Origin of the sequence: Enterobacter sp. JBIWA008, from assembly GCF_019968765.1 — a bacterium.
In the GTDB taxonomy this organism is placed as follows: domain Bacteria; phylum Pseudomonadota; class Gammaproteobacteria; order Enterobacterales; family Enterobacteriaceae; genus Enterobacter.
Window position 1 is genome coordinate 2,406,268 of record NZ_CP074149.1, and the last position, 20,870, is coordinate 2,427,137.

A 20,870-nucleotide genomic window follows, 5' to 3' on the forward strand; every position below is an offset into this window, starting at 1 on the left:
GATCGGATTAGTCCTAAGTTTCTCTTAAAAGCTGTAAGCTGAGGATAAAAATAATGGTGTGATAAATCTGATTCATTTTCAGCCGACTCGGAGTGAAAAATTATTTTTTACAGCCAGGAAACGAAGCGCTAAATAATTATAAGGATAATCCTGTTAAAACAGGAGACGCGAAAGGTCGGTTCCGACAGGCCTGTTCATAGGCCTGTCGCACACGGTTTGACCACTGTCGTCTTAAGATCACAAATCAGAAATCTTTCCCCCCGGAAGGAACGGGTTTCTCTACACTCCAGGTAATATTCACTGGAGGCATGACATCATGGCGAACACCATCACGGCTGATGACATTCGGGAACACTTTTCGCAGGCAATGTCGGCGATGTACCAGCAGGAAGTTCCGCAGTACGGCACCTTGCTCGAACTGGTTGCGGACGTAAACCTGGCGGTGCTGGAAAATAACCCACTATTACATGAACAACTCGCAAACGCCGATGAGCTTGCGCGCCTGAACGTGGAGCGGCACGGGGCGATCCGCGTCGGTACGGCGCAGGAACTTTCAACCCTTCGTCGTATATTTGCCATTATGGGCATGTACCCGGTCAGCTATTACGATCTCTCTCAGGCGGGGGTGCCGGTCCACTCAACGGCGTTTCGTCCGGTTGATGATGCGGCCCTGTGTCGAAATCCGTTTCGTATCTTTACCTCGCTGCTGCGTCTTGAACTGATTGAAAACGTTGCGCTGCGCGAGCGTGCCGCAGAGATCCTGTCCCACCGGAACATCTTCACCCCGCGCTGTCTTGCGCTTCTCGATCTGTATGAATCAGAAGGGCAGTTTACTGACGAGCAGGCGCGCGAGTTTGTGCAGCAAGCGCTGGAAACCTTCCGCTGGCACCGCCATGCGACGGTCGATCGGGAAACCTATCTGGCCCTGAGCAACGAGCACCGGCTGATTGCCGACGTGGTCTGCTTCCCGGGCTGCCATATTAACCACCTCACGCCGCGCACGCTGGATATTGACCGGGTGCAGGAGCTGATGCCGAAGTACGGTATCGAGCCAAAAATTCTGATCGAAGGGCCGCCGCGTCGCGAGGTGCCCGTCTTATTGCGTCAAACCAGCTTCAAGGCGCTTGAAGAGCCGGTGCTGTTTGCCGGTGAACATAAAGGTACCCACACCGCGCGCTTCGGTGAGATTGAACAGCGAGGCGTGGCGCTGACCCCGAAAGGCCGGGAACTGTACGATAGCCTGCTTGCCCAGGCCGGTACCGGCAAAGATAACCTGACCCATCAGCTGCATCTGCGGGAGATCTTTAGCGTCTTCCCGGACAGCGAACTGTTAATGCGCCGTCAGGAGCTGGCTTATTTCCGCTACCGCCTGACGCCAGCTGGGGAAGCCCATCGTCATGCGTTTCGTCCGGGCGACGATCCGCAGCCGCTGATCGAGCGCGGATGGGTGGTTGCCCAGCCGATCACCTACGAAGATTTCCTCCCGGTCAGCGCCGCGGGGATTTTCCAGTCCAATCTCGGGAATGAAACACAGGCCCGAAGCCACGGTGATGCCAGCCGCGATGCGTTTGAAGCGGCGCTGGGCTGCCCGGTGTATGACGAGTTTACCCTCTACCAGGAGGCTGAAACCCGCAGCAAACAGCGTTGCGGTTTGCTCTGAAATCGTTACTCTGCTGGGGTGTGATGGAAAAATTAAGGTCGTTATGCAAAATCCTTCCGCCCCTGTGGTTGAAACGCGCCAGGGCGCACTGTCTGGTTTTACCAATGAAAATGTCAACGTCTGGTGCGGTATTCCCTACGCCGCACCGCCCGTGGGCGAGTGGCGCTGGCGCTCCCCGCGGCCGCCTGAACCGTGGGATGGCGTTCGCGAGGCCACCGCCTTTTCGGCATCAAGCTGGCAAAGCAGCGAATATTGTCAGGAGCTGGGCGGGGGCGATCCCGGCCAGTTCTCAGAAGACTGCCTCTATCTGAACGTCTGGTCTCCCACAGAACGCGCCGAGCCGCTCCCGGTTATGGTCTGGCTGCACGGAGGCGGGTTTACGATTGGTGCCGGAGGTCTGCCGCCGTATAACGGTAAAGCGCTGGCTACGCGCGACGTGGTTGTCGTGACGATCAACTACCGTCTCGGCCACCTCGGCTTTTTCGCCCATCCCGCGCTGGAAGGGGAGGAAGATCGCGTGGTGCATAATTTTGCCCTGCTGGATCAGATCGCCGCGCTCGAATGGGTGCGTGAGAACATCGCCGGGTTTGGTGGCGATCCCGCTAACGTGACCCTGTTTGGCGAATCCGCCGGCGCGCGCAGCGTGCTCTCTCTGCTGGCCTCGCCGCTGGCAGCTGGGTTGTTCCATAAGGCGATAGTGCAAAGCGGATACACCTTGCCGGACACGCCGCGCGAGCAGGCCCTGCAAAAAGGGGAGGCGCTGGCCGCCTATTTCGGCCTGAAAAATGCGACCGCCGGGGAGCTGCGCGCCATTCCGCCCGAGGCGTTCTGGCCGCTCACCGCGCCGCTGAACGTCGCCCCGGCGCCCATCGCTGGAGATTGTGTTCTGCCCGAAGCCATGCTGGACGTCTTTTTCGCCGCCCGTCAGCATCCGGTGCCGGTAATGATTGGCTCCAACAGCGATGAGGCCAGCGTGATGGCGGTGTTTGGCATCGATCTCGCCGGACAAATTCAGAAGCTTCGCCGGGAACGCCGCTTCGGGCTGGGGCTGATTAAGCTGCTCTACCCGGGCGTGAAAGGCGATGAAGAGCTGGGCAGACAGGTATGCCGCGACATGGCGTTTACCACCATGGGCTACGTGGTGATGCAGGCGCAGCAGCGCGTCGGCGGATTGTGCTGGCGTTACTGGTTTGACTATGTCGCAGAGGCGGAACATGCCACGTACATCAACGGCGCCTGGCACGGCAACGAAGTTCCCTATGTCTTCGATACGCTTGGTCAGGTGGAGCCTTCACGTCAGTACGTCAATGAGCGGGATCTGCAGTTTGCTGCCCACGTGGCGGATTACTGGGTGAGCTTTGCGCGTGAAGCTGGTCGTCGCGACATCCTGCCCGGGCCAACGCACTGGCCTGCGTGCCGCAAAGGGCGCGACGTTCTGTTACGCATTGGCGTGAATAAACATGCAGCTTTCAGGCTTGAAAACCGCTTTATGCGTGCCCGCATGAGCCTTTTCAAGCGGGTGATGAAGCACCACGTCAGCCTCGATTAAGCAAGCAGGCGCGAAACGCCGCGAGACCATTTTCCTCGCCTGGCGTTTCGCGCAGCACCAGCCGGTAGCTCGCGCCGGTTTTTATGCTTGTTTCATAGGGCCGTACCAGCCTTCCGGCACGAACATCTTCTGCCACCAGCGTTTCGTCGGCGATGGCGACGCCGAGCCCCTGAATGGCGGCCGTAATGGCGAGATCCATCGTGTCGAAGTGTTGATTTTTGTGCATGACAAAACCAGGACTTTCCTGTTTCGCCAGCCACAGCGACCAGTCTGTCTTATCCCTTGTCGGATGCAGAAACGTCAGCGAACCTAGTGCAGCACCCGCCCGCACCGGGCTTATCACCGGGGTGAGCGCCTCTTCGAAAAGCAGATCGCCTGCGCTCATGTGCGTGCCGAACACAATGGCCGCATCGTAAGATTCGGTTTTAAAATTGACGTTGTGATCGGTGGTGGTGGTGAGCGCGATCTGCAGATCCGGCTGCTCGCGCTCCACCTCCAGCAGACGCGGCACCAGCCAGCGCATGGCGCAGGTGGGGGCCTTGAGCCGAATCACGGTGTGCTGGCTTCGGGCCCGATCGGCCACGGACAGCAGTTGCCCGAAAGCGGACTGCAGTTCCGGAAGCAGGGCGCTTCCCTGCGGCGAAAGGCGCAGCCCGCGCGCGTGGCGTTCAAAAAGCGGAAAGCCAAACCACGCCTCCAGAGAGGCAATCTTACGGCTCACGGCCCCCTGCGTCAGACACAGTTCCGCGGCGGCATGGGTAAGATTAAGGTGACGCGCGGTAACTAAAAATGCGTCGATGGCATTAAGCGGGAGCGAACGGCGCGACATATAAAACACCTCAGCTATGCATTTTTCTCATGGCTATTATGACAACAATTCGATTGTCCCGACAGCTCAGATATTGTTTGAATAGTTATGCAATGTCCATGAGAAGGGAAAGAGGATGACTTTACGAACGCCTGTGCAAACGCGCTCCAAACTGCCGGATGTGGGAACCACTATTTTTACCGTTATCGGCCAGCTCTCGGCGCAGCATAACGCGATTAACCTTTCTCAGGGCGCACCAAATTTTTCCTGCGACCCGAAGCTGATTGCGGGCGTCACCCGCGCGATGGAGGCAGGGCATAACCAGTATGCGTCGATGACCGGCCTGCAGCCGCTCAAGGAGCGTATTGCCGATAAAATTGCCACCCTTTACGGCACGCAGTACGACCCTGCCAGCGAGGTGCTGGTGACCGCCAGCGCCAGCGAAGGGCTCTATTCGGCGATTAGCGGACTGGTGCATCCGGGCGATGAGGTAATCTACTTTGAGCCGTCCTTTGACAGCTACGCGCCGATTGTCCGTCTGCAGGGGGCAACCCCGATTGCCATCAAGCTCACCGTGCCGGATTTTGCCGTCAACTGGGATGAGGTCCGCGCCGCGATCACCCCGCGCACGCGCATGATCATCATCAATACGCCGCACAACCCGAGCGGTCAGGTCTTCTCCGCCAGTGACCTGCAGCAGCTGGCGGCGCTGACGCGCAATACCGACATCATTATTTTGTCTGACGAAGTGTACGAACACGTCGTTTTTGATGGCGAGCCGCACCACGGGATGGCCACGCACCCGCAGCTGGCCGAGCGCAGCGTGATTATTTCCTCTTTCGGAAAAACCTATCACGTCACCGGCTGGCGCGTAGGTTACTGTGTTGCACCGGCGGTACTGATGGACGAGATTTGTAAAGTGCATCAATTTTTAATGTTTTCTGCCGATACGCCAATGCAGCACGCGTTTGCTGAACATATGGTCGACCCGCAAACCTGGCTGTCGCTGTCGGCGTTTTACCAGCGCAAGCGCGATCTGCTGCACAGCCTGCTGGCCGATTCGCCGTTTACGCTGTTGCCGAGCGCCGGTTCGTTCTTCATGCTGGCGGACTACAGCCAGTTCAGCGACGAGCGCGACAGCGAGCTGGTGAAACGGCTGATCGTTGAGTACGGCGTTGCCACCATTCCGCTGTCGGCGTTTTATGCGGACGGCACGGATAATAAATTGATTCGTCTCTCTTTTGCGAAAGATGAGGCGACGTTACGGGCAGGTGCCCAGGCCCTGTGTCGGGTTAAACCACGCTGAGGAGTATTAGATGAAATTACGCGCGTTAGTTGTCGGCATGGGATTGCTGTGTACTTTTTCCTCCTTCGCGGCCAGCGAGCTGCGTTACGGTCTGGAGGCGGAATATCCGCCGTTTGAGAGCCGCAATGCGGCAGGCGAACTGGAAGGATTTGACGTTGAGCTGGGGAATGCCATTTGCAAAGCGGCTGCGCTGAAGTGCAGCTGGGTTGAAACCTCGTTTGATGCGCTCATCCCGGGCCTGGTGGCGAAGAAATTTGACGCCATCAACTCGGCGATGAACATCACCGAGCAGCGTCGCAAAAGCATTGATTTTACCCAGCCGATCTACCGTATTCCTTCTCAGCTGGTGGGCAAGGCCGGCACGGCGGTTGAGGCAACGCCAGAAGGGCTGAAGGGCAAAACCATCGGCGTGCTGCAGGGATCCATCCAGGAAACCTATGCCAAAGAGCACTGGGAAAAGCAGGGCGTCACCGTGGTGTCTTATAAAGATCAGAATATGGCCTGGGGCGATCTGCTGAATGGCCGTATCGACGCCTCGCTGGTCATGTCCGCGGCCGGGCAGGCAGGTTTCCTCAGCAAGCCACAGGGTAAAGGGTTTGGCTTTATCGGCAAACCGGTGTCTGACGACACTATCCTCGGCAGTGGAATTGGTTTTGGGTTGCGTAAAGGTGACGAGACCACTAAAAAGCAGCTTGATGCCGCGATCGATAAAGTACGTGCCGACGGCACGATCGCTAAACTCGCTGATAAGTACTTCCCGGGTATCGATGTCAGCGTAAAATAACCACCTCATTAGCCCCGTCTGCTGATGTCCTGACGGGGCATTTTTATACACATTTTCCAGGCTTTCTTTACACCACTTTCGGGCCGTTCTGGTCGACAGAAAATATTTCTCACTTTGTTCATATAATCACCGGCCAACAATTGGATTCTTAACCATTTTTGTTTAGGCTGTGCGTTCTTTCTTGCCGTCATTTCGCCGAGCGCGAAACACATTCACACGACCATAAGGACGTTTTTCCAGGCATGAATCGCAGACGTTTTCTAAAAGGCTCGCTGGCAGTGGCAGCCCTGAGCGGCACATCTGGCCTTGCTTCCCTGTTTTCCAAAGCGGCATACGCTACCGACTCTGACATTGCTGACGGTCAGAGTCGTCGTTTTGACTTCTCTGTACTGCAATCCATGGCGCATGACCTGGCGAAAACCCCGTGGGGTGGCGCGCCGCGCCCGCTGCCGGAGACGCTGGCAACTATGACGCCGCAGGCGTACAACGCCATCCGCTACGATGAAAAACAGTCACTGTGGAATAACATCGAAGGGCGCCAGCTGGACGTGCAGTTCTTCCATATGGGGATGGGGTTCCGCCGCCTCGTGCGGATGTTCTCGCTGGACCAGTCGACCTCAATGGCGCGCGAGATCCACTTCCGCCCTGAACTGTTCAGCTACGGTGAAACGGGTGTGGATACCAAACAGCTGGAAGGGCAAAGCGATCTTGGCTTTGCGGGCTTCCGCGCATTTAAGGCGCCTGAACTGGCGCGTCGCGATATCGTCTCTTTCCTGGGCGCGAGCTATTTCCGCGCGGTGGATGACACCTACCAGTACGGCCTTTCCGCGCGCGGTCTGGCGGTAGATACCTTTACCGACACCCCGGAAGAGTTCCCGGACTTTACCTCCTTCTGGTTTGAAACCGTCAAACCCGGCGACACGACATTTACCGTCTATACGCTGCTGGACAGCCCGAGCATCACCGGCGCCTATAAGTTCGTGATCCACTGCGAGAAGAGCCAGGTGATTATGGAGGTGGAAAATCACCTTTACGCACGCAAGGACATCAAGCAGCTCGGCATCGCGCCGATGACCAGCATGTTCAGCTGCGGCAATAACGAACGCCGCATGTGTGACACCATTCACCCGCAAATTCATGACTCCGACCGCCTGGCAATGTGGCGCGGCAACGGGGAATGGATCTGTCGTCCGCTGAACAACCCGCAGAAGCTGCAGTTTAACGCCTATATGGACAAAAACCCGAAAGGGTTCGGCCTGCTGCAGCTCGACCGCGATTTCTCGCACTATCAGGACGTGATGGGCTGGTATAACAAACGCCCGAGCCTGTGGGTTGAACCGCGTAACGACTGGGGTAAAGGCGCGGTTGGCCTGATGGAGATCCCGACCACCGGCGAAACGCTGGATAACGTGGTCTGCTTCTGGCAGCCGGAAAAAACGGTCAAAGCGGGCGACGAGCTGGACTTCAAATATCGCCTCTACTGGAGCGCCATGCCGCCGGTGCGCTCCCCGCTGGCCAACGTCTTCGCCACCCGTACCGGCATGGGCGGGTTCCCGGAAGGCTGGGCACCGGGCGAAAATTACCCGAAAGTGTGGGCCCGCCGCTTTGCTATCGACTTCGTTGGTGGCGACCTGAAGGCCGCTGCGCCAAAAGGCATTGAGCCGGTGATTACGCTCTCCAGCGGCGAAGCGAAGCAGGTTGAGATCCTCTACGTTGAGCCGTTTGATGGCTATCGCATTCTGTTTGACTGGTATCCAACTTCGGATTCCACGGAGCCGGTGGATATGCGCCTGTTTCTGCGCTGCCAGGGCGATGCAATCAGTGAAACCTGGCTGTACCAGTATTTCCCGCCAGCGCCGGATAAACGTAACTACGTTGACGACCGGATAATGCGTTAACGATCGATTCCCTCTCCCTCCGGGAGAGGGTTAGGGTGAGGGGCAATGACCGCAGCAAAATCCGAAGTTATCCCGGTATCTGACGCTCTCGAGCTTCGCGCCGTCGAAGAGCGCTACACCGCCGATCTGCACAATCTCGTCGTCAAAAACAAAATCTTCCTGCAAACCGCCTTTGACTGGGCGCAGCACGCGGGCAGCGAAGAGGATACCCGCCGCAACGTGCAGAGTAACCAGATGCTGCACCAGCGCGGCTACGCCAAAATGTTTTTGATCTTCAAGAGCGATGAACTGGTCGGCGTGCTGTCGTTCAATACGATTGAACCAGCTAACAAAGCCGGGTACATCGGCTACTGGCTGGATGAAGGCCACCAGGGGCAGGGCATTCTCTCCCGGTCACTGCAGGCGTTTATGCGCTACTACGTCGAACGCGGTGAGATCCGCCGTTTTGTGATCAAATGTCGGGTGGACAATCAGCACAGCAACAGCGTTGCCGTGCGCAACGGTTTTACGCTGGAAGGGTGCCTGCGGGAAGCTGAATACCTGAATGGCCGCTTTGACGATGTGAATATCTACGGCAAGATTTATACCCTATAACGCACCGAGCAGCGGGGTGCGGGTGATGCGCTGGTCGCCGTTAATCACCTTTTCGCCGCGCAGGTGAATGCTCTCCCCGGCAAAGGCTTCGATGACCGCATCGTCGGTGATTTCAATCCGGTGCTCGATGAGCACATCCCCGCTTATCCGCGCGCGTCCCTGGATCACCACCTTATCGTCCAGCATGATCGGCCCGCCGCGCAGCCATGCCTGACCGCCAATCAGGACGTGGTGCTTGATGACGCAGTTTCCTTCCACCACGGCATTTTCCGCAATCTGAGAGCTGTAGCGCACCGTCGGGATGGCATCGTCGTCAAAGCCGGCAATCACGCGGGCGTTGCCATAGACTTTTGCGCAGTCGCACACCCAGACGTTGTTCAGATCGTTACCTTCAAGAATGGCGTTATCGAATATTTCGGCGCGGTGCTCAACAAAGGCAAAATTAACCATCGCCTCACCGTAGATTTGCGCCTGGTGAACAATGCGCGACTGGCTGACGGTCGCCTTATCATAGATTTTCAGAATCTGGTCATGGTCCGGCGTCAGCCCTTTGGCGGCAATCACCACGCTGTGATGCAATACACGAGCTTCGCCGAAAATATGGCACTCGCCGCGTACGCAGGATTGCTGGATGGTGACGTTGTCACTTATTCGTGCGCCGTGACTGACTTCTGCCGCGTCCAGCCAGCAGCTGCCGCTGATATGCGCATCGTGGCTGATGGTGCACGGCAGGGTAAGACGCGCGTTGCCAGACACGGTTGCACCGGCGAACACCACGCTGTTTTCGTCGTAGATCCAGCAGTCGCCGTCCTGCGCTAGGGCACGCGCGTCATCAATCCAGCCGCCTCTCGTGCCGGCCGTGACATCGTTAAAATCCGCCGTGGCGATGATTTGCCGTAAGGTTGTCGTGTGGGTCGTTTCGCCGTTTTTCCATTGCCAGAGGCGTGTTTCGTCGCTAAGGCGATATTTGTTCATCTTTATGTCTCTGATAAGCGTCTTAACTAAACGTAGCAAATTTTTCGGTTTTCGAACGGTTGGCAACCAGGCGGCAAACACCTTAAAATGGCATTCAGGATGCACTTTCAACTTATGCAGGCTCAGGAAAAAATAATGACCGTCGACGAGAATTACTTTACAGAGAAATATGGCTTAACCCGTACACACTCAGAGGTGGTGTACAGCGCCGGGATCGTGAAACCGGGTAAAACCCTGGATCTGGGCTGCGGCAATGGCCGCAACAGCCTTTATCTGGCGGCCAACGGCTATGATGTGACCGCGTGGGACAAGAACCCGATGAGCATCGACAATATCGAGCGCATCAAGGCGGAAGAAGGGATCGATAACCTCCGCACGGCGATTAAAGATCTCAACAACCTGAGTTTTGACGGCGAGTACGATTTCATTCTTTCCACCGTGGTGCTGATGTTCCTGGAGTCAAAAACCATCCCGGGACTTATTGCCAACATGCAGCGCTGCACCAAACCCGGCGGCTACAACCTGATTGTTGCCGCGATGGACACGGCGGATTACCCATGCACCGTCGGCTTCCCGTTTGCGTTCAAAAGCGGCGAGCTGAGCAACTACTATGAAGCCTGGGAGTTGCTCAAATACAACGAAGACGTTGGCGAACTGCACCGCACCGATGAAAACGGTAACCGCATTAAGCTGCGCTTTGCCACCCTGCTCGCACGTAAGCCCGCTTAACGCGCGGCCAGCAGGCAGATCTGCAGCGCAGTGTTGTAAGACGCCTCGAACGATGACAGCGGCAGGAATTCAAACTTCGAGTGGAAGTTATGCGCGCCGGTGAAGAAGTTCGGCGTGAGCAGCCCTTTTGCCGAGAGCGCCGCGCCGTCGGTGCCGCCGCGCATCGGCGTCGGTTTCGGCGTGATGCCGAGTGAGTCCATCGCCTCAAACATCAGGTCGATGGCGCGTCGGTCTTCGCCAATCGCATTGCTGATATTGCTGTAGGTATCTTCAATGCGATAGTCCACCCTGGCCGTTGGGTGTTGGGCGGCAATCAGCGCGGCAGCGTCGGCAATCTGCTGCTTGCGGGCAGCAAAGTTGTCCTTGTCAAAATCGCGGATGTTGGCCTTAAGAATGGCCTCGTTCTGCCCGGCCTGAATGCCGTTAAACCAGATATAGCCTTCACGTCCCTCGGTGCACTCTGGCGTTTGCTGACGATCAAAATGGTTGATGTAGTCAGTCGCCATCAGCAGAGGATTCACCAGCACGCCTTTGGCGGACATCGGGTGCGCCGTCACGCCGGTAAAGCGGATTTCAGCGGCTGCCGCATTAAAGTTCTCATAGACAATTTCCCCCAGTTCGCAGCAGTCGATGGTCCAGGCGAAGTCGACGTCAAAGCGCCTAAGGTCCAGCGCCTTGGCACCGTTCAGGCCGATCTCTTCGTCAGGCACAAACGCCACGACGATATCCCCGTGCCGATGTTCCGCCGTCAGGTTTTCCAGCACCGTCATGACCACCGTGACCGCCGATTTATTATCCGCGCCCAATACGCTGGTTCCGTCGCTGAAAATAATCTCCTCATTCGGATAAGCCAGAATTTCAGGATGCTCCTTAACCCGCAGCCAGATGTCTTTCTCTTTATTCAGACAGAGATCTTTACCGGTAAACATTAATATTTGTGGATGAATATTCGGTGATAATCCCACGTCCACGGTATCAATATGGGTAATAAAGCCGATGCGCGGCGCACCGGGCACGTTGCCTTTTTTTACCGCCGTTACCGTGGCGAATTCATCAATTACAATGTCGTCTAACCCCAGCTGCGCCAGCTCCTGCGCCAGTTCCCGCGCCATGTCGTGCTGGCCCGGCGTTGAGGGCAGGGTTTTAACTTTGGGATCGCTCTGGCTGGCAATCGCGAGATAGCGGAAAAAACGGTGCGTTAATTGTCTGGAAAGCGGCGAGCCCATAGTGATTTGTTCCTTATTTATTTTTCGGGTGTTTGCCACATCACTTTAATGTTATTTATGAAATGGCAAAAGAATTAATTAGCCGTCGAATTAAAAAGACAGGAATAAATGATGAAAAGCAAACTCACAACTATAGCGCTGGCGCTTGCTGCACTCACGGTCAGTTCCACCGTTGCCGCGAAAACGCTGGTGTATTGCTCCGAAGGATCGCCGGAAAACTTTAATCCTCAGCTATACACCTCGGGAACCAGCGTGGACGCCAGCGCCGTGCCGGTCTATAACCGGCTGGTCGATTTCAAACCCGGCACCACGGAGATGGTGCCGAGCCTGGCGGAGCGCTGGGATATCAGCGACGACGGCAAGGTTTATACCTTCTATCTGCGTAAAGGCGTCAAATTCCAGAGCAATAAATCCTTTACGCCGACCCGCGACTTTAACGCCGACGACGTGATTTTCTCGTTTATGCGGCAGAAAGACGTGAATCATCCTTACCACAACGTCTCTAACGGCAGCTATTCCAACTTCGAAAGTCTGGAGTTTGGCAGCCTGATTACCGGGATTGATAAAGTGGATGACCACACCGTGCGCTTTACGCTGGCACACCCGGAAGCGCCGTTTGTCGCCGATCTGGCCTGGTATTTTGCCTCGATCCTGTCCGCGGAATATGCCGACGCGATGCTCAAAGCGGGCACGCCGGAAAAGGTGGATATGGAGCCTATAGGTACCGGACCGTTTAAGCTGGCGCAGTATCAGAAGGATTCGCGGATCCTGTTTACGGCATTCGCAGACTACTGGCAGGGGAAATCGAAGCTGGATCGGCTGGTGTTTAGCATCACACCGGATGCCTCCGTGCGTTTTGCCAAAATTGAGAAGAACGAATGTCAGGTGATGCCGTTCCCGAACCCGGCGGACCTGCCGCGCATGAAGGCGAACAAAGAGATCAACCTGATGAGCAAAGCCGGACTGAATACCGGTTTTCTGGCTTTCAATACCCAAAAGCCGCCGCTGGATAACGTAAAAGTCCGTCAGGCGCTGGCGATGGCCATCAATAAACCGGCCATTATTGACGCGGTGTTCCATGGCACCGGCACCGCGGCGAAGAACCTGCTGCCGCCGGGCGTCTGGAGCGCAGACAGCGAGCTTAAAGATTACGATTACGATCCCGAAAAGGCGAAAGCGCTGCTGAAAGAGGCCGGTTTTGCCAGCGGCGTGAGCGTCGACCTGTGGGCGATGCCGGTGCAGCGTCCGTACAATCCGAATGCGAAGCGCATGGCGGAGATGATTCAGGCCGACTGGGCGAAAGTCGGCGTACAGACCAAAATCGTCACCTATGAATGGGGCGAATACCTTAAGCGCGTGAAGGGCGGCGAACATCAGGCCGCGCTGATGGGCTGGACGACGGCCACCGGCGATCCGGATAACTTCTTTGGTCCGCTGTTTACGTGCACCTCGGCAAACGGTGGGTCAAATTCGGCGAAATGGTGCTATAAGCCCTTTGATAAAATTATTGCGGAAGCAAAATCAACGACCGATCGCGATAAACGCGTGGCGCTGTATAAACAGGCTCAGCAGATGATGCATGACCAGATGCCCGCGGTGATGATTGCGCACTCAACCATTTTCGAACCGGTGCGCAGGGAGGTGACGGGCTACGAAATCGACCCGTTTGGCAAACATCTGTTCTGGCAACTGGATATAAATCAGTAGTTTTTTACTGCCCGGCACGCCTCCGGGCAGTCTTTTTGCAATTTGTGCTCCCCGCATCATTTTTTGTCACAACAAACCCGCCAGTATTTTGCTATAACTTCAAATGCATACTTGCAGATAACACGGAAAACTATCATGCGTACTCAAACTTTTTTAAAAGTTGCAGTGCTTACTGGTCTGTTGGCGCTGGCGGGCTGTTCTTCAAAAGTCGCCGCTCCCGAACAATACTCCGGCTTTTTAAAAGATTACTCAGGCTTACAACAGACAACGTCTTCGACGGGAAAACCAACGCTGCGTTGGGTTGACCCTTCCTATAACGAAGCGAATTACGACAGTATTCTCTGGACGCCGATTACTTATTATCCAACGCCAAAACCAACCACTCAAATTGGGCAAAAAACCCTTGATGAGCTGTTGAATTACACCAATACCAAAATGAAAACGGCTATTGGTACGCGTAAGCCAATTGTGACCACGCCGGGTAAACGCAGCCTGATTTTCCGCGGTGCAATTACCGGGGTGAGTTCGCAGAAAGAGGGTCTGCAGTTCTATGAAGTGGTGCCGGTCGCGCTGGTGGTGGCGGGTACGCAGATGGCAACCGGGCATCGCACCATGGACACGCATCTCTTCTTTGAAGGTGAGCTGATCGATGCGGCCACCAACAAACCGGTCATGAAGGTGGTGCGTAAAGGCGAAGGTAAAGATCTGAACAACGAAAGTACGCCAATGACCTTTGCGACGCTGAAGCAGGTTGTTGATGATATGGCAACGGATGCCACCATGTTTGATGTGAAAAAAACCGCTAAATAAAATAAAAAGGCCTGCGCAATGCAGGCCTTTTTATTTACGCCATTCGTAAGCGCCTGAACCAGGTTTCTGGTTTGGTAAACATCACCATATTTCCCCCCAGAATCAGCAATAATCCCACTATGCCGTTGATATGCCAGACGTAGCCTTCATACACCGTGGAGATGGATAGCGCCACCAGCGGGAAGAGCAGCGTACTGTAGGCCGCTTTACCCGGACCGATACGTCCGACCAGCGTGAAGTAGGCGCCAAAGGCAATGACCGAACCAAACAGGGCCAGATAGAGCAGCGCACCAATGTAGCTGATGGTCCACTCTGGTGCGAAGCTGTCGCCTCTGACCAGGGCAATGCAGCCCATCACCAGCGTACCGTAAAGCATCGCCCAGGCGTTGGTGGTCATGGTTTCAAGGCCTCTACGCTGATGGCGCATGCTGATCATATTGCCCAGCGAGAAGCCGTAGGTACCGAGCGCGGAAAGACCAATCCCGGTCAGGAGCGACGCGCTCCAGCCGCTGGCCAGAAGATCGTCCCAGAAGAGGGTGACGATCCCGATCAGCCCAAGGGCCGCCGCCGTCCAGAATCGCGTCGGCGGGCGCTGCCCAAAGAAAATAAAGCTGTTAATGGCGTTATAGAGCACGGCCATAGAGAAGATCACCGATTCCAGACCGGTGTTGATGTGCGAGGCTGCGGTGTAAAAACACCAGAAGTTAAAGCAGAAAACGCAGCATCCCTGGAGAATACAAAAGAGGTGATCCCGCAGCTTCAGCGTGCGCAGGCGGCGCAGGGCGATTAACACTACCATCATCGTGAGGCTGGCGACGGCGAAACGCCAGAAAATAGAGACGGGTGCCGCCACGGGCGCCTGCTGCAGGAAAATCGCAATCCAGGTGGTTCCCCAGATGACCACCACCAGTCCGTATAAAAATGCGTTCATACTTTTTTCTCTTCTCAAACCTCTGAAGCCCGCAGTATGGCGCTGCAATTTATAAAGGGCTTTCACCGGCTTGCGGCAGACTTGCAAAATCTTGCGCTTTTTTCTTTCCCCGGCACTGGCAACGGGAGACAACTCTTTTTAGACTGAGATTCCGATTCATCACGCGCTAACGGTTATGTCTTACGCTTACGATACCTTTGAAACGCTTTGCCAACAGAATGCGGTCCTGCGGGAAACCGTCTCGCTGAATTCGGGTATTCAGCTGGCAGCGTGGTACAACAAGCACGATACGATAACGGTAAAAAGTAACCATCATACCCTGAGCCTGTACGTGGCGGACGGCTACGAAAGCTATCAAAAAACGCCGGGCGGCTGGAAGAACGGCGGGGGACCGGACCGTTTCTGCCTGATGCCAAAAGAGAGCGAATCGACGTGGGATATCCGTGACGATCTGTCGTTTGTGCATCTCTACTGCACCGATGAACACCTGCGTGACGTGGGGGAAAGGATCTGGGACAAGCGGCCGCTTTCGCTGACGCTGGACGAGCGCATTTTTGGTAGCGATCCGAAGATCACCGCGCTGTATCGCCAGTTTTTGCTCGGCTGCGACTGGCAGCAGCACGCCAACCAGCTCACCCTGAGCACGGCCTCTACGCTGCTCCTGACCCATCTGCTGCAAAACTACTCTAACGTTCAGTGGAAGCTGCCGGTCGTCACCGGCGGGCTATCGCCGTTCGTGCTACGCAACGTGCTGGCCTTTATCGAAGAGAACCTGGGCCAGCCCCTGACGCTGGCTGAACTGGCAGCGCAGGCCGCCCTCAGCGAATACCATTTTGCCCGCATGTTCCGCCAGTCGATGGGGCTGGCGCCGCATCAGTACGTGATGCAGAGGCGAATGGAAAAAGCAAAGGCTCTGGTGCAGCACACGGCGACGCCGCTGACGGACATCGCCCTTGCCTGCGGGTTTAACTCCGCCAGCCACTTCAGCAACCGCTTTCGCAGCGTTATGGGGATCACGCCTTCCCAGCTACGCGCGGCGAGCGCGTGAAAACAGGGCATAGCAGACGCCGCCCAGCACCAGTCCCCAGAATGCCGAACCGATGCCGAGGATCGTGACGCCGCTTGCGGTCATCAGAAACGTGACGATGGCCGCGTCGCGCTCCGCCTCGTGGCTCAGCGCCTGATATAAACTCCCGCTGATGGTGCCCAGCAGCGCCAGACCGGCGAGCGTCTGGATCCAGCTGAGCGGCAGAGCGGCCATCAGCCCGGTAATCGAGCCGCCGAAAATCCCCGCCAGCAGATAAAACCCTCCGGCTGCGATGGCCGCCAGCCAGCGTTTATCGGCGTCCGGGTGCGCATCCGGACTTTGGCAAATGGCGGCAGTAATGGCCGCGATACAGATAGAAAAGACGCCAAAAGGGGAAAGCAGCAGCGCCAGCGCACCCGTAACGACGATGAGCGGTGAGACTGCCAGCGGGTAACCGGAGGCTTTCATCGTGGCGAAACCCGGCGCGTTTTGCGATGCCATGGTCACCAGGAAGAAGGGCAAGCCAATACTCACCAGACTGGTGAAGGTAAACGAGGGCGCAATAAACTCAGGCATCACAAGGGAGAGCGCGAGCTTATCAGTGACAACGTCACCTCCCGCCCATGCCACGATACCGCCGACCAGCAGCGTGACCACGATGGCGTAGCGCGGGGCCAGCGCTTTTGCCAGCAGCCACGCCGCAATCATGCTGCCGCACAGCAGAAAATGTCCCTCAAGATGCGCAAACGCGTGCAGGCCAAACTGTAGCAACACCCCTGCCAGCATGGCGGCAGCAAGCGAATGGGGGATCATCCTCATCAGACGGGCGAAGAGCCCGGTGATGCCGCAAAGTAAAATGAGCGCGTTAGCAAAGATGAACACGCCGATGGTTTCCGGCAGCGTCACGCCGTGCAGGCTTGTTGCGAGCAGCGCCGCGCCGGGCGTTGACCAGGCGGTCAGCACCGGCGCTTTGTACCACCAGGAAAGCGCCAGCGTGCTGACGCCCATCCCAACACCCAGCGCGGTCATCCAGCCCGCAATCTGCTGTGCGCTGGCACCAGCCGCAGCGGCGGCCTGCCAGATGATGGCGGCCGAGCTGGCGTAACCGACCAGCACGGCCACAAATCCAGCCAGTGCGACTGGAACAAGGTGAGAGGTAGGGCGCATGAAAACTCCGTTGTGCGTTATAACGTCCGGAGTAAGGTAGCACTGTGCGCTATAGCGTACAAGTGGTATGCTGATCGCCATCAGGAGGGAACATGGACATCACGCTACACCTTGCAACAACGCTGAAAACGCTGCGTCAGGCGCGCGGCTGGAGTTTGTCGAAGCTCGCAGACGAGACCGGCGTGTCAAAAGCCATGCTCGGGCAAATCGAGCGCAATGAATCCAGCCCGACGGTGTCAACGTTGTGGAAAATTGCCACAGGACTGAACGTGCCGTTTTCCGCGTTCATCACCCCGGAGGCGGACCGGCAGGCAGTGTTTGACCCGCAGCAGCAGGCGATGGTGGTCAAACCACTCTTTCCGTGGGACGAGACGCTAGGGTTTGATTATTTCTCCATTACCCTGGCGCCCGGCGCGCTGAGTGAATCCACGCCGCATGAGGCCGGGGTGATTGAACATGTGGTGGTGGTCAGCGGCGAGCTGGAGATGAAGCTTGACGGCAAGTGGCAGACGATTTCTGCCGATTCGGGCGTCCGTTTTGCCGGCGATAAACCGCACGCCTACCGCAACGGCAGCGACCGGACGGTGCATTTTCACTCCCTGATTCATTATCCCCGCTGACGCTACGCAAAACTGTTTCGCTGACGCATACTTCTGACTACAATAGCCGCCATTTTGACCATAACGGATAACGACGAAGTATGCGCCTGCAATCCCATCATCTTGAACTTTTAAGCCCGGCCCGCGATGCCGCCATTGCCCGTGAAGCGATCCTTCACGGCGCTGACGCCGTCTACATTGGCGGCCCAGGCTTCGGTGCCCGCCATAACGCCAGCAACAGCCTGAGCGATATTGCTGAACTGGTGCCGTTCGCCCACCGTTTCGGGGCGAAAGTGTTCGTGACCCTGAACACCATTCTTCATGATGATGAGCTGGAGCCTGCGCAACGTCTGATCACCGATCTCTACCAGACCGGCGTTGATGCCCTTATTGTTCAGGATATGGGCGTGCTGGAGCTGGATATTCCGCCCATTGAGCTCCATGCCAGTACCCAGTGCGACATCCGCACGGTCGAGAAGGCGAAGTTTCTCTCCGACGTCGGCTTTTCGCAGATCGTTCTGGCGCGCGAGCTGAACCTGAATCAGATCCGCGATATTCACCAGGCGACAGACGCAACGATTGAATTCTTTATCCACGGTGCGCTGTGCGTCGCTTATTCCGGTCAGTGCAATATTTCCCACGCGCAGACGGGCCGCAGCGCCAACCGCGGCGACTGTTCTCAGGCCTGCCGTCTGCCGTATACCCTGAAAGACGATCAGGGCCGCGTCGTGGCGTTCGAAAAACACCTGCTCTCCATGAAGGATAACGATCAGACGGCCAACCTGGGCGCGCTGATCGACGCAGGCGTGCGTTCCTTCAAGATTGAAGGGCGCTATAAAGATATGAGCTACGTGAAGAACATCACCGCGCACTATCGCCAGATGCTGGACGCCATTATTGACGATCGCGGCGACCTGGCGCGCGCGTCGGCCGGCCGTACCGAGCATTTCTTTATTCCGTCGACGGACAAAACGTTCCACCGCGGCAGCACGGACTATTTTGTGAATGCCCGTAAAGGGGATATCGGCGCGTTTGACTCGCCGAAGTTTATTGGTCTACCGGTCGGTGAAGTGCTGAAAGTGGCGAAAGATCACCTTGATGTTGAAGTGACGGAACCGCTGGCGAACGGCGATGGCCTTAACGTGATGATTAAGCGTGAGGTCGTAGGCTTCCGTGCCAATACGGTCGAGAAAACCGGCGAGAACCGCTACCGCGTTTGGCCGAATGAAATGCCCGCCGATCTTTACAAAGCGCGGCCGAACGCGGCGCTTAACCGTAACCTCGATCACAACTGGCAGCAGGCGCTGCTGAAAACCTCCAGCGAACGTCGTATCGCCGTGGACATTGAGCTGGGCGGCTGGGAAGAGCAGCTGATTCTGACCATGACCTGTGAGGACGGCATTAGCGTGACGCATACGCTCGATGGTCTTTTCGAGGTGGCAAATAACGCGGAAAAAGCGCTTAACAGCCTGAAGGATGGCGTGGCGAAGCTGGGTCAGACGATTTACTACGCGCGTGCTATCGACGTGAATCTGCCGGACGCGCTGTTCGTGCCAAACAGCCTGCTTAACCAGTTCCGCCGTGAAACGGCAGAAATGCTGGATGCCGCGCGCCTGGCACAGTACCCGCGCGGAAGCCGTAAAGCGGAAGCCGTCCCTGCACCCGTATACCCGGACACCCATTTATCTTTCCTGGCTAACGTCTACAACCATAAAGCCCGTGAATTTTATCATCGCCATGGCGTGCAGCTGATCGACGCCGCCTATGAAGCGCATGAAGAGAAGGGCGATGTGCCCGTGATGATCACCAAGCACTGCCTGCGCTTTGCGTTTAACCTGTGTCCTAAGCAGGCGAAAGGGAACATTAAGAGCTGGAAGGCCACCCCCATGCAGCTGGTAAACGGGGACGAAGTGCTGACCCTCAAATTCGACTGCCGTCCTTGCGAAATGCATGTGATCGGCAAGATGAAAAACCACATTTTCAAAATTCCGCAGCCCGGCAGTATCGTGGCGTCCGTCAGTCCGGACGATCTGATGAAAACCCTGCCAAAACGCAAGGGCAGCTAACTACCTAACGTGCGTGTCCGGTTTGCGCGACTTCTGCCACAGGTGGTGTTCGCGCAAACCCTCCGCCGACTCTTCCGCAGCGCTTCGCAACTCATCGCTGTCGGCTTCATGACGAAGCTGATGCGACACATTCTTGACCCATAAATATTCGTGTCCTTTGTGCCCGGCCATCAGCTGACCTGAAAACAGCGCACAAATAAGCATGACCAAAGATAACCCTTTTTTAATCATGGATTCACCGCTGAAAAACAATGCGGGTTAATCATGTCGATTATTTTCTGGTGTTATTATTCAAAAATTAAAATTAACGAAAAGAAATTGTCAAATAGTGTGGGTTCGGAATAAGTGATAAGATTTTTCCTAAAAAAAGTCCGAATCTTTGTAAAGTCCAGTTCCTTGTCCGTAGCTGGATATTTGCTTTAGGAATAAATCTTTTATAATACCTATCTCAGGCTAAGGAACAGGTCATTTATAAATGAAAAAAATAATAGCGCTTGCGCTTCTGGCGGTTGCAGTTGGAGCTGTTGCTGGGATTCGTTATGCAGGCAATGACGAACCAGAATATATTCGATCTGCAGAAATTCGCGTGGGTTCCTATTTAACCAGCGATTATGGTGGCGTTGCCTGCACCAGCAAAAAAGTGAACGAACAGCGTTGGGAATTAGATTGTACTCATCAAGCAAGAGGAAAAACATTCCAGTTCGCGGTGTATCCCTCTGAAAAAGCACCCTATGGTGTCGCACGCTCCTTTTATCTTGAAGCCCTTAATGACGATGCAAAACAGAGCGCTGAGCAGGGGCTTATGCGTTATTTGCAGATTAATACCCATGCAGGTTAATAAGGTTGTTTAGCGTTCGTTAAGGCAACAGATGTTAGGTTGTAAGAGATCCGCTGCCCGGCCATGGAGTGTCGGGACGTAGAGACCAAAACACAAATCTATCCATGCAAGCATTTACCGCCATTTTTTGGCGGTTTTTTTTGCGCAGTGTTTACCGTGGTTATATGGCATCAGCCGATAGAGCGACTGCACCAGA

At 56.0% G+C, this 20,870-nt stretch carries 19 protein-coding genes; 13 read left to right on the forward strand and 6 right to left on the reverse strand.

From position 1 onward, the window contains the following. Positions 1–316 precede the first annotated feature (316 nt). Together KGP24_RS11695 and KGP24_RS11700 are read left to right on the forward strand one after the other, a co-directional pair. Positions 317–1,660 (forward strand): VOC family protein, encoded by a 1,344-nt coding sequence (locus tag KGP24_RS11695; protein WP_223563435.1) that lies wholly within the window; start codon positions 317–319, stop codon positions 1,658–1,660. Positions 1,661–1,703: 43 nt separating this feature from the next. Further along, the gene (locus KGP24_RS11700; protein WP_223563436.1) at positions 1,704–3,209 is read left to right on the forward strand and encodes a carboxylesterase/lipase family protein; all 1,506 of its coding nucleotides are present in this window, start codon (positions 1,704–1,706) and stop codon (positions 3,207–3,209) included. Here KGP24_RS11700 and KGP24_RS11705 read toward each other — a convergent pair. After that, positions 3,196–4,038, reverse strand: a complete 843-nt coding sequence (locus KGP24_RS11705) for a LysR family transcriptional regulator (protein ID WP_223563437.1) — start codon at positions 4,036–4,038, stop codon at positions 3,196–3,198. The two genes, KGP24_RS11700 and KGP24_RS11705, sit on opposite strands and share 14 nt — an antisense overlap. A 115-nt stretch (positions 4,039–4,153) precedes the next feature. On the opposite strand from KGP24_RS11705, the gene KGP24_RS11710 reads away from it, so the two are divergent. From KGP24_RS11710 to rimL, 4 genes are all read left to right on the forward strand, one after another. After that, on the forward strand, positions 4,154–5,323 hold the full coding sequence (locus KGP24_RS11710) for a pyridoxal phosphate-dependent aminotransferase (protein ID WP_045399212.1): 1,170 nt from the start codon (positions 4,154–4,156) through the stop codon (positions 5,321–5,323). A 10-nt stretch (positions 5,324–5,333) separates the two neighbouring features. Then, on the forward strand, positions 5,334–6,107 hold the full coding sequence (locus KGP24_RS11715) for a transporter substrate-binding domain-containing protein (protein ID WP_223560517.1): 774 nt from the start codon (positions 5,334–5,336) through the stop codon (positions 6,105–6,107). Positions 6,108–6,349: 242 nt separating this feature from the next. Continuing rightward, the gene (locus tag KGP24_RS11720; RefSeq protein ID WP_223560518.1) at positions 6,350–8,005 is read left to right on the forward strand and encodes a glucan biosynthesis protein; all 1,656 of its coding nucleotides are present in this window, start codon (positions 6,350–6,352) and stop codon (positions 8,003–8,005) included. Positions 8,006–8,050: 45 nt separating this feature from the next. Continuing rightward, on the forward strand, positions 8,051–8,599 hold the full coding sequence (rimL, locus tag KGP24_RS11725) for a 50S ribosomal protein L7/L12-serine acetyltransferase (protein ID WP_223560519.1): 549 nt from the start codon (positions 8,051–8,053) through the stop codon (positions 8,597–8,599). On the opposite strand, the gene ydcK is transcribed toward rimL, so the two are convergent. Beyond that, entirely contained in the window at positions 8,594–9,574 is a 981-nt protein-coding gene (ydcK, locus tag KGP24_RS11730) for a YdcK family protein (RefSeq protein WP_223560520.1), read from the reverse strand. The genes rimL and ydcK overlap by 6 nt on opposite strands. Positions 9,575–9,709: 135 nt before the next feature. Here ydcK and tehB point away from each other — a divergent pair, with 135 nt between their 5' ends. Next, entirely contained in the window at positions 9,710–10,303 is a 594-nt protein-coding gene (tehB, locus tag KGP24_RS11735) for a tellurite resistance methyltransferase TehB (protein WP_223560521.1), read from the forward strand. On the opposite strand, the gene pepT is transcribed toward tehB, so the two are convergent. Then, a complete protein-coding gene (gene pepT, locus KGP24_RS11740) occupies positions 10,300–11,529 on the reverse strand; it encodes a peptidase T (RefSeq protein WP_223560522.1) in 1,230 nt (409 codons plus the stop codon). The genes tehB and pepT overlap by 4 nt on opposite strands. A 111-nt stretch (positions 11,530–11,640) precedes the next feature. Here pepT and KGP24_RS11745 point away from each other — a divergent pair, with 111 nt between their 5' ends. Together KGP24_RS11745 and KGP24_RS11750 are read left to right on the forward strand one after the other, a co-directional pair. Then, a complete protein-coding gene (locus KGP24_RS11745) occupies positions 11,641–13,236 on the forward strand; it encodes an ABC transporter substrate-binding protein (protein ID WP_223563489.1) in 1,596 nt (531 codons plus the stop codon). Between the two features lie 135 nt (positions 13,237–13,371). Continuing rightward, positions 13,372–14,046 carry a DUF3313 domain-containing protein gene (locus tag KGP24_RS11750; RefSeq protein WP_223560523.1) on the forward strand — a complete coding sequence of 225 codons (675 nt, stop codon included), beginning with the start codon at positions 13,372–13,374 and terminating at the stop codon, positions 14,044–14,046. 34 nt (positions 14,047–14,080) lie between these two features. Here the strand turns inward: KGP24_RS11750 and KGP24_RS11755 are convergent, their stop codons facing one another. Then, positions 14,081–14,977 carry an EamA family transporter gene (locus KGP24_RS11755; RefSeq protein WP_223560524.1) on the reverse strand — a complete coding sequence of 299 codons (897 nt, stop codon included), beginning with the start codon at positions 14,975–14,977 and terminating at the stop codon, positions 14,081–14,083. A 175-nt stretch (positions 14,978–15,152) separates the two neighbouring features. Between KGP24_RS11755 and KGP24_RS11760 the strand changes: the two genes are divergently transcribed. Then, complete coding sequence (locus tag KGP24_RS11760; protein WP_223560525.1) at positions 15,153–16,025, forward strand: helix-turn-helix transcriptional regulator; 873 nt, start codon at positions 15,153–15,155, stop codon at positions 16,023–16,025. Here KGP24_RS11760 and KGP24_RS11765 read toward each other — a convergent pair. Next, positions 16,005–17,171: a benzoate/H(+) symporter BenE family transporter gene (locus KGP24_RS11765; protein ID WP_223560526.1), complete on the reverse strand. Its 1,167-nt coding sequence runs from the start codon at positions 17,169–17,171 to the stop codon at positions 16,005–16,007. The two genes, KGP24_RS11760 and KGP24_RS11765, sit on opposite strands and share 21 nt — an antisense overlap. 92 nt (positions 17,172–17,263) lie before the next feature. Here KGP24_RS11765 and KGP24_RS11770 point away from each other — a divergent pair, with 92 nt between their 5' ends. Together KGP24_RS11770 and KGP24_RS11775 are read left to right on the forward strand one after the other, a co-directional pair. After that, positions 17,264–17,791 (forward strand): XRE family transcriptional regulator, encoded by a 528-nt coding sequence (locus tag KGP24_RS11770; protein ID WP_223560527.1) that lies wholly within the window; start codon positions 17,264–17,266, stop codon positions 17,789–17,791. An 80-nt stretch (positions 17,792–17,871) separates the two neighbouring features. Beyond that, complete coding sequence (locus tag KGP24_RS11775) at positions 17,872–19,836, forward strand: U32 family peptidase (RefSeq protein WP_223560528.1); 1,965 nt, start codon at positions 17,872–17,874, stop codon at positions 19,834–19,836. On the opposite strand, the gene KGP24_RS11780 is transcribed toward KGP24_RS11775, so the two are convergent. Beyond that, on the reverse strand, positions 19,837–20,067 hold the full coding sequence (locus tag KGP24_RS11780; protein WP_223560529.1) for a DUF2554 family protein: 231 nt from the start codon (positions 20,065–20,067) through the stop codon (positions 19,837–19,839). Between the two features lie 244 nt (positions 20,068–20,311). On the opposite strand from KGP24_RS11780, the gene KGP24_RS11785 reads away from it, so the two are divergent. Continuing rightward, entirely contained in the window at positions 20,312–20,674 is a 363-nt protein-coding gene (locus KGP24_RS11785; RefSeq protein ID WP_223560530.1) for a hypothetical protein, read from the forward strand. Positions 20,675–20,870: the final 196 nt, after the last annotated feature.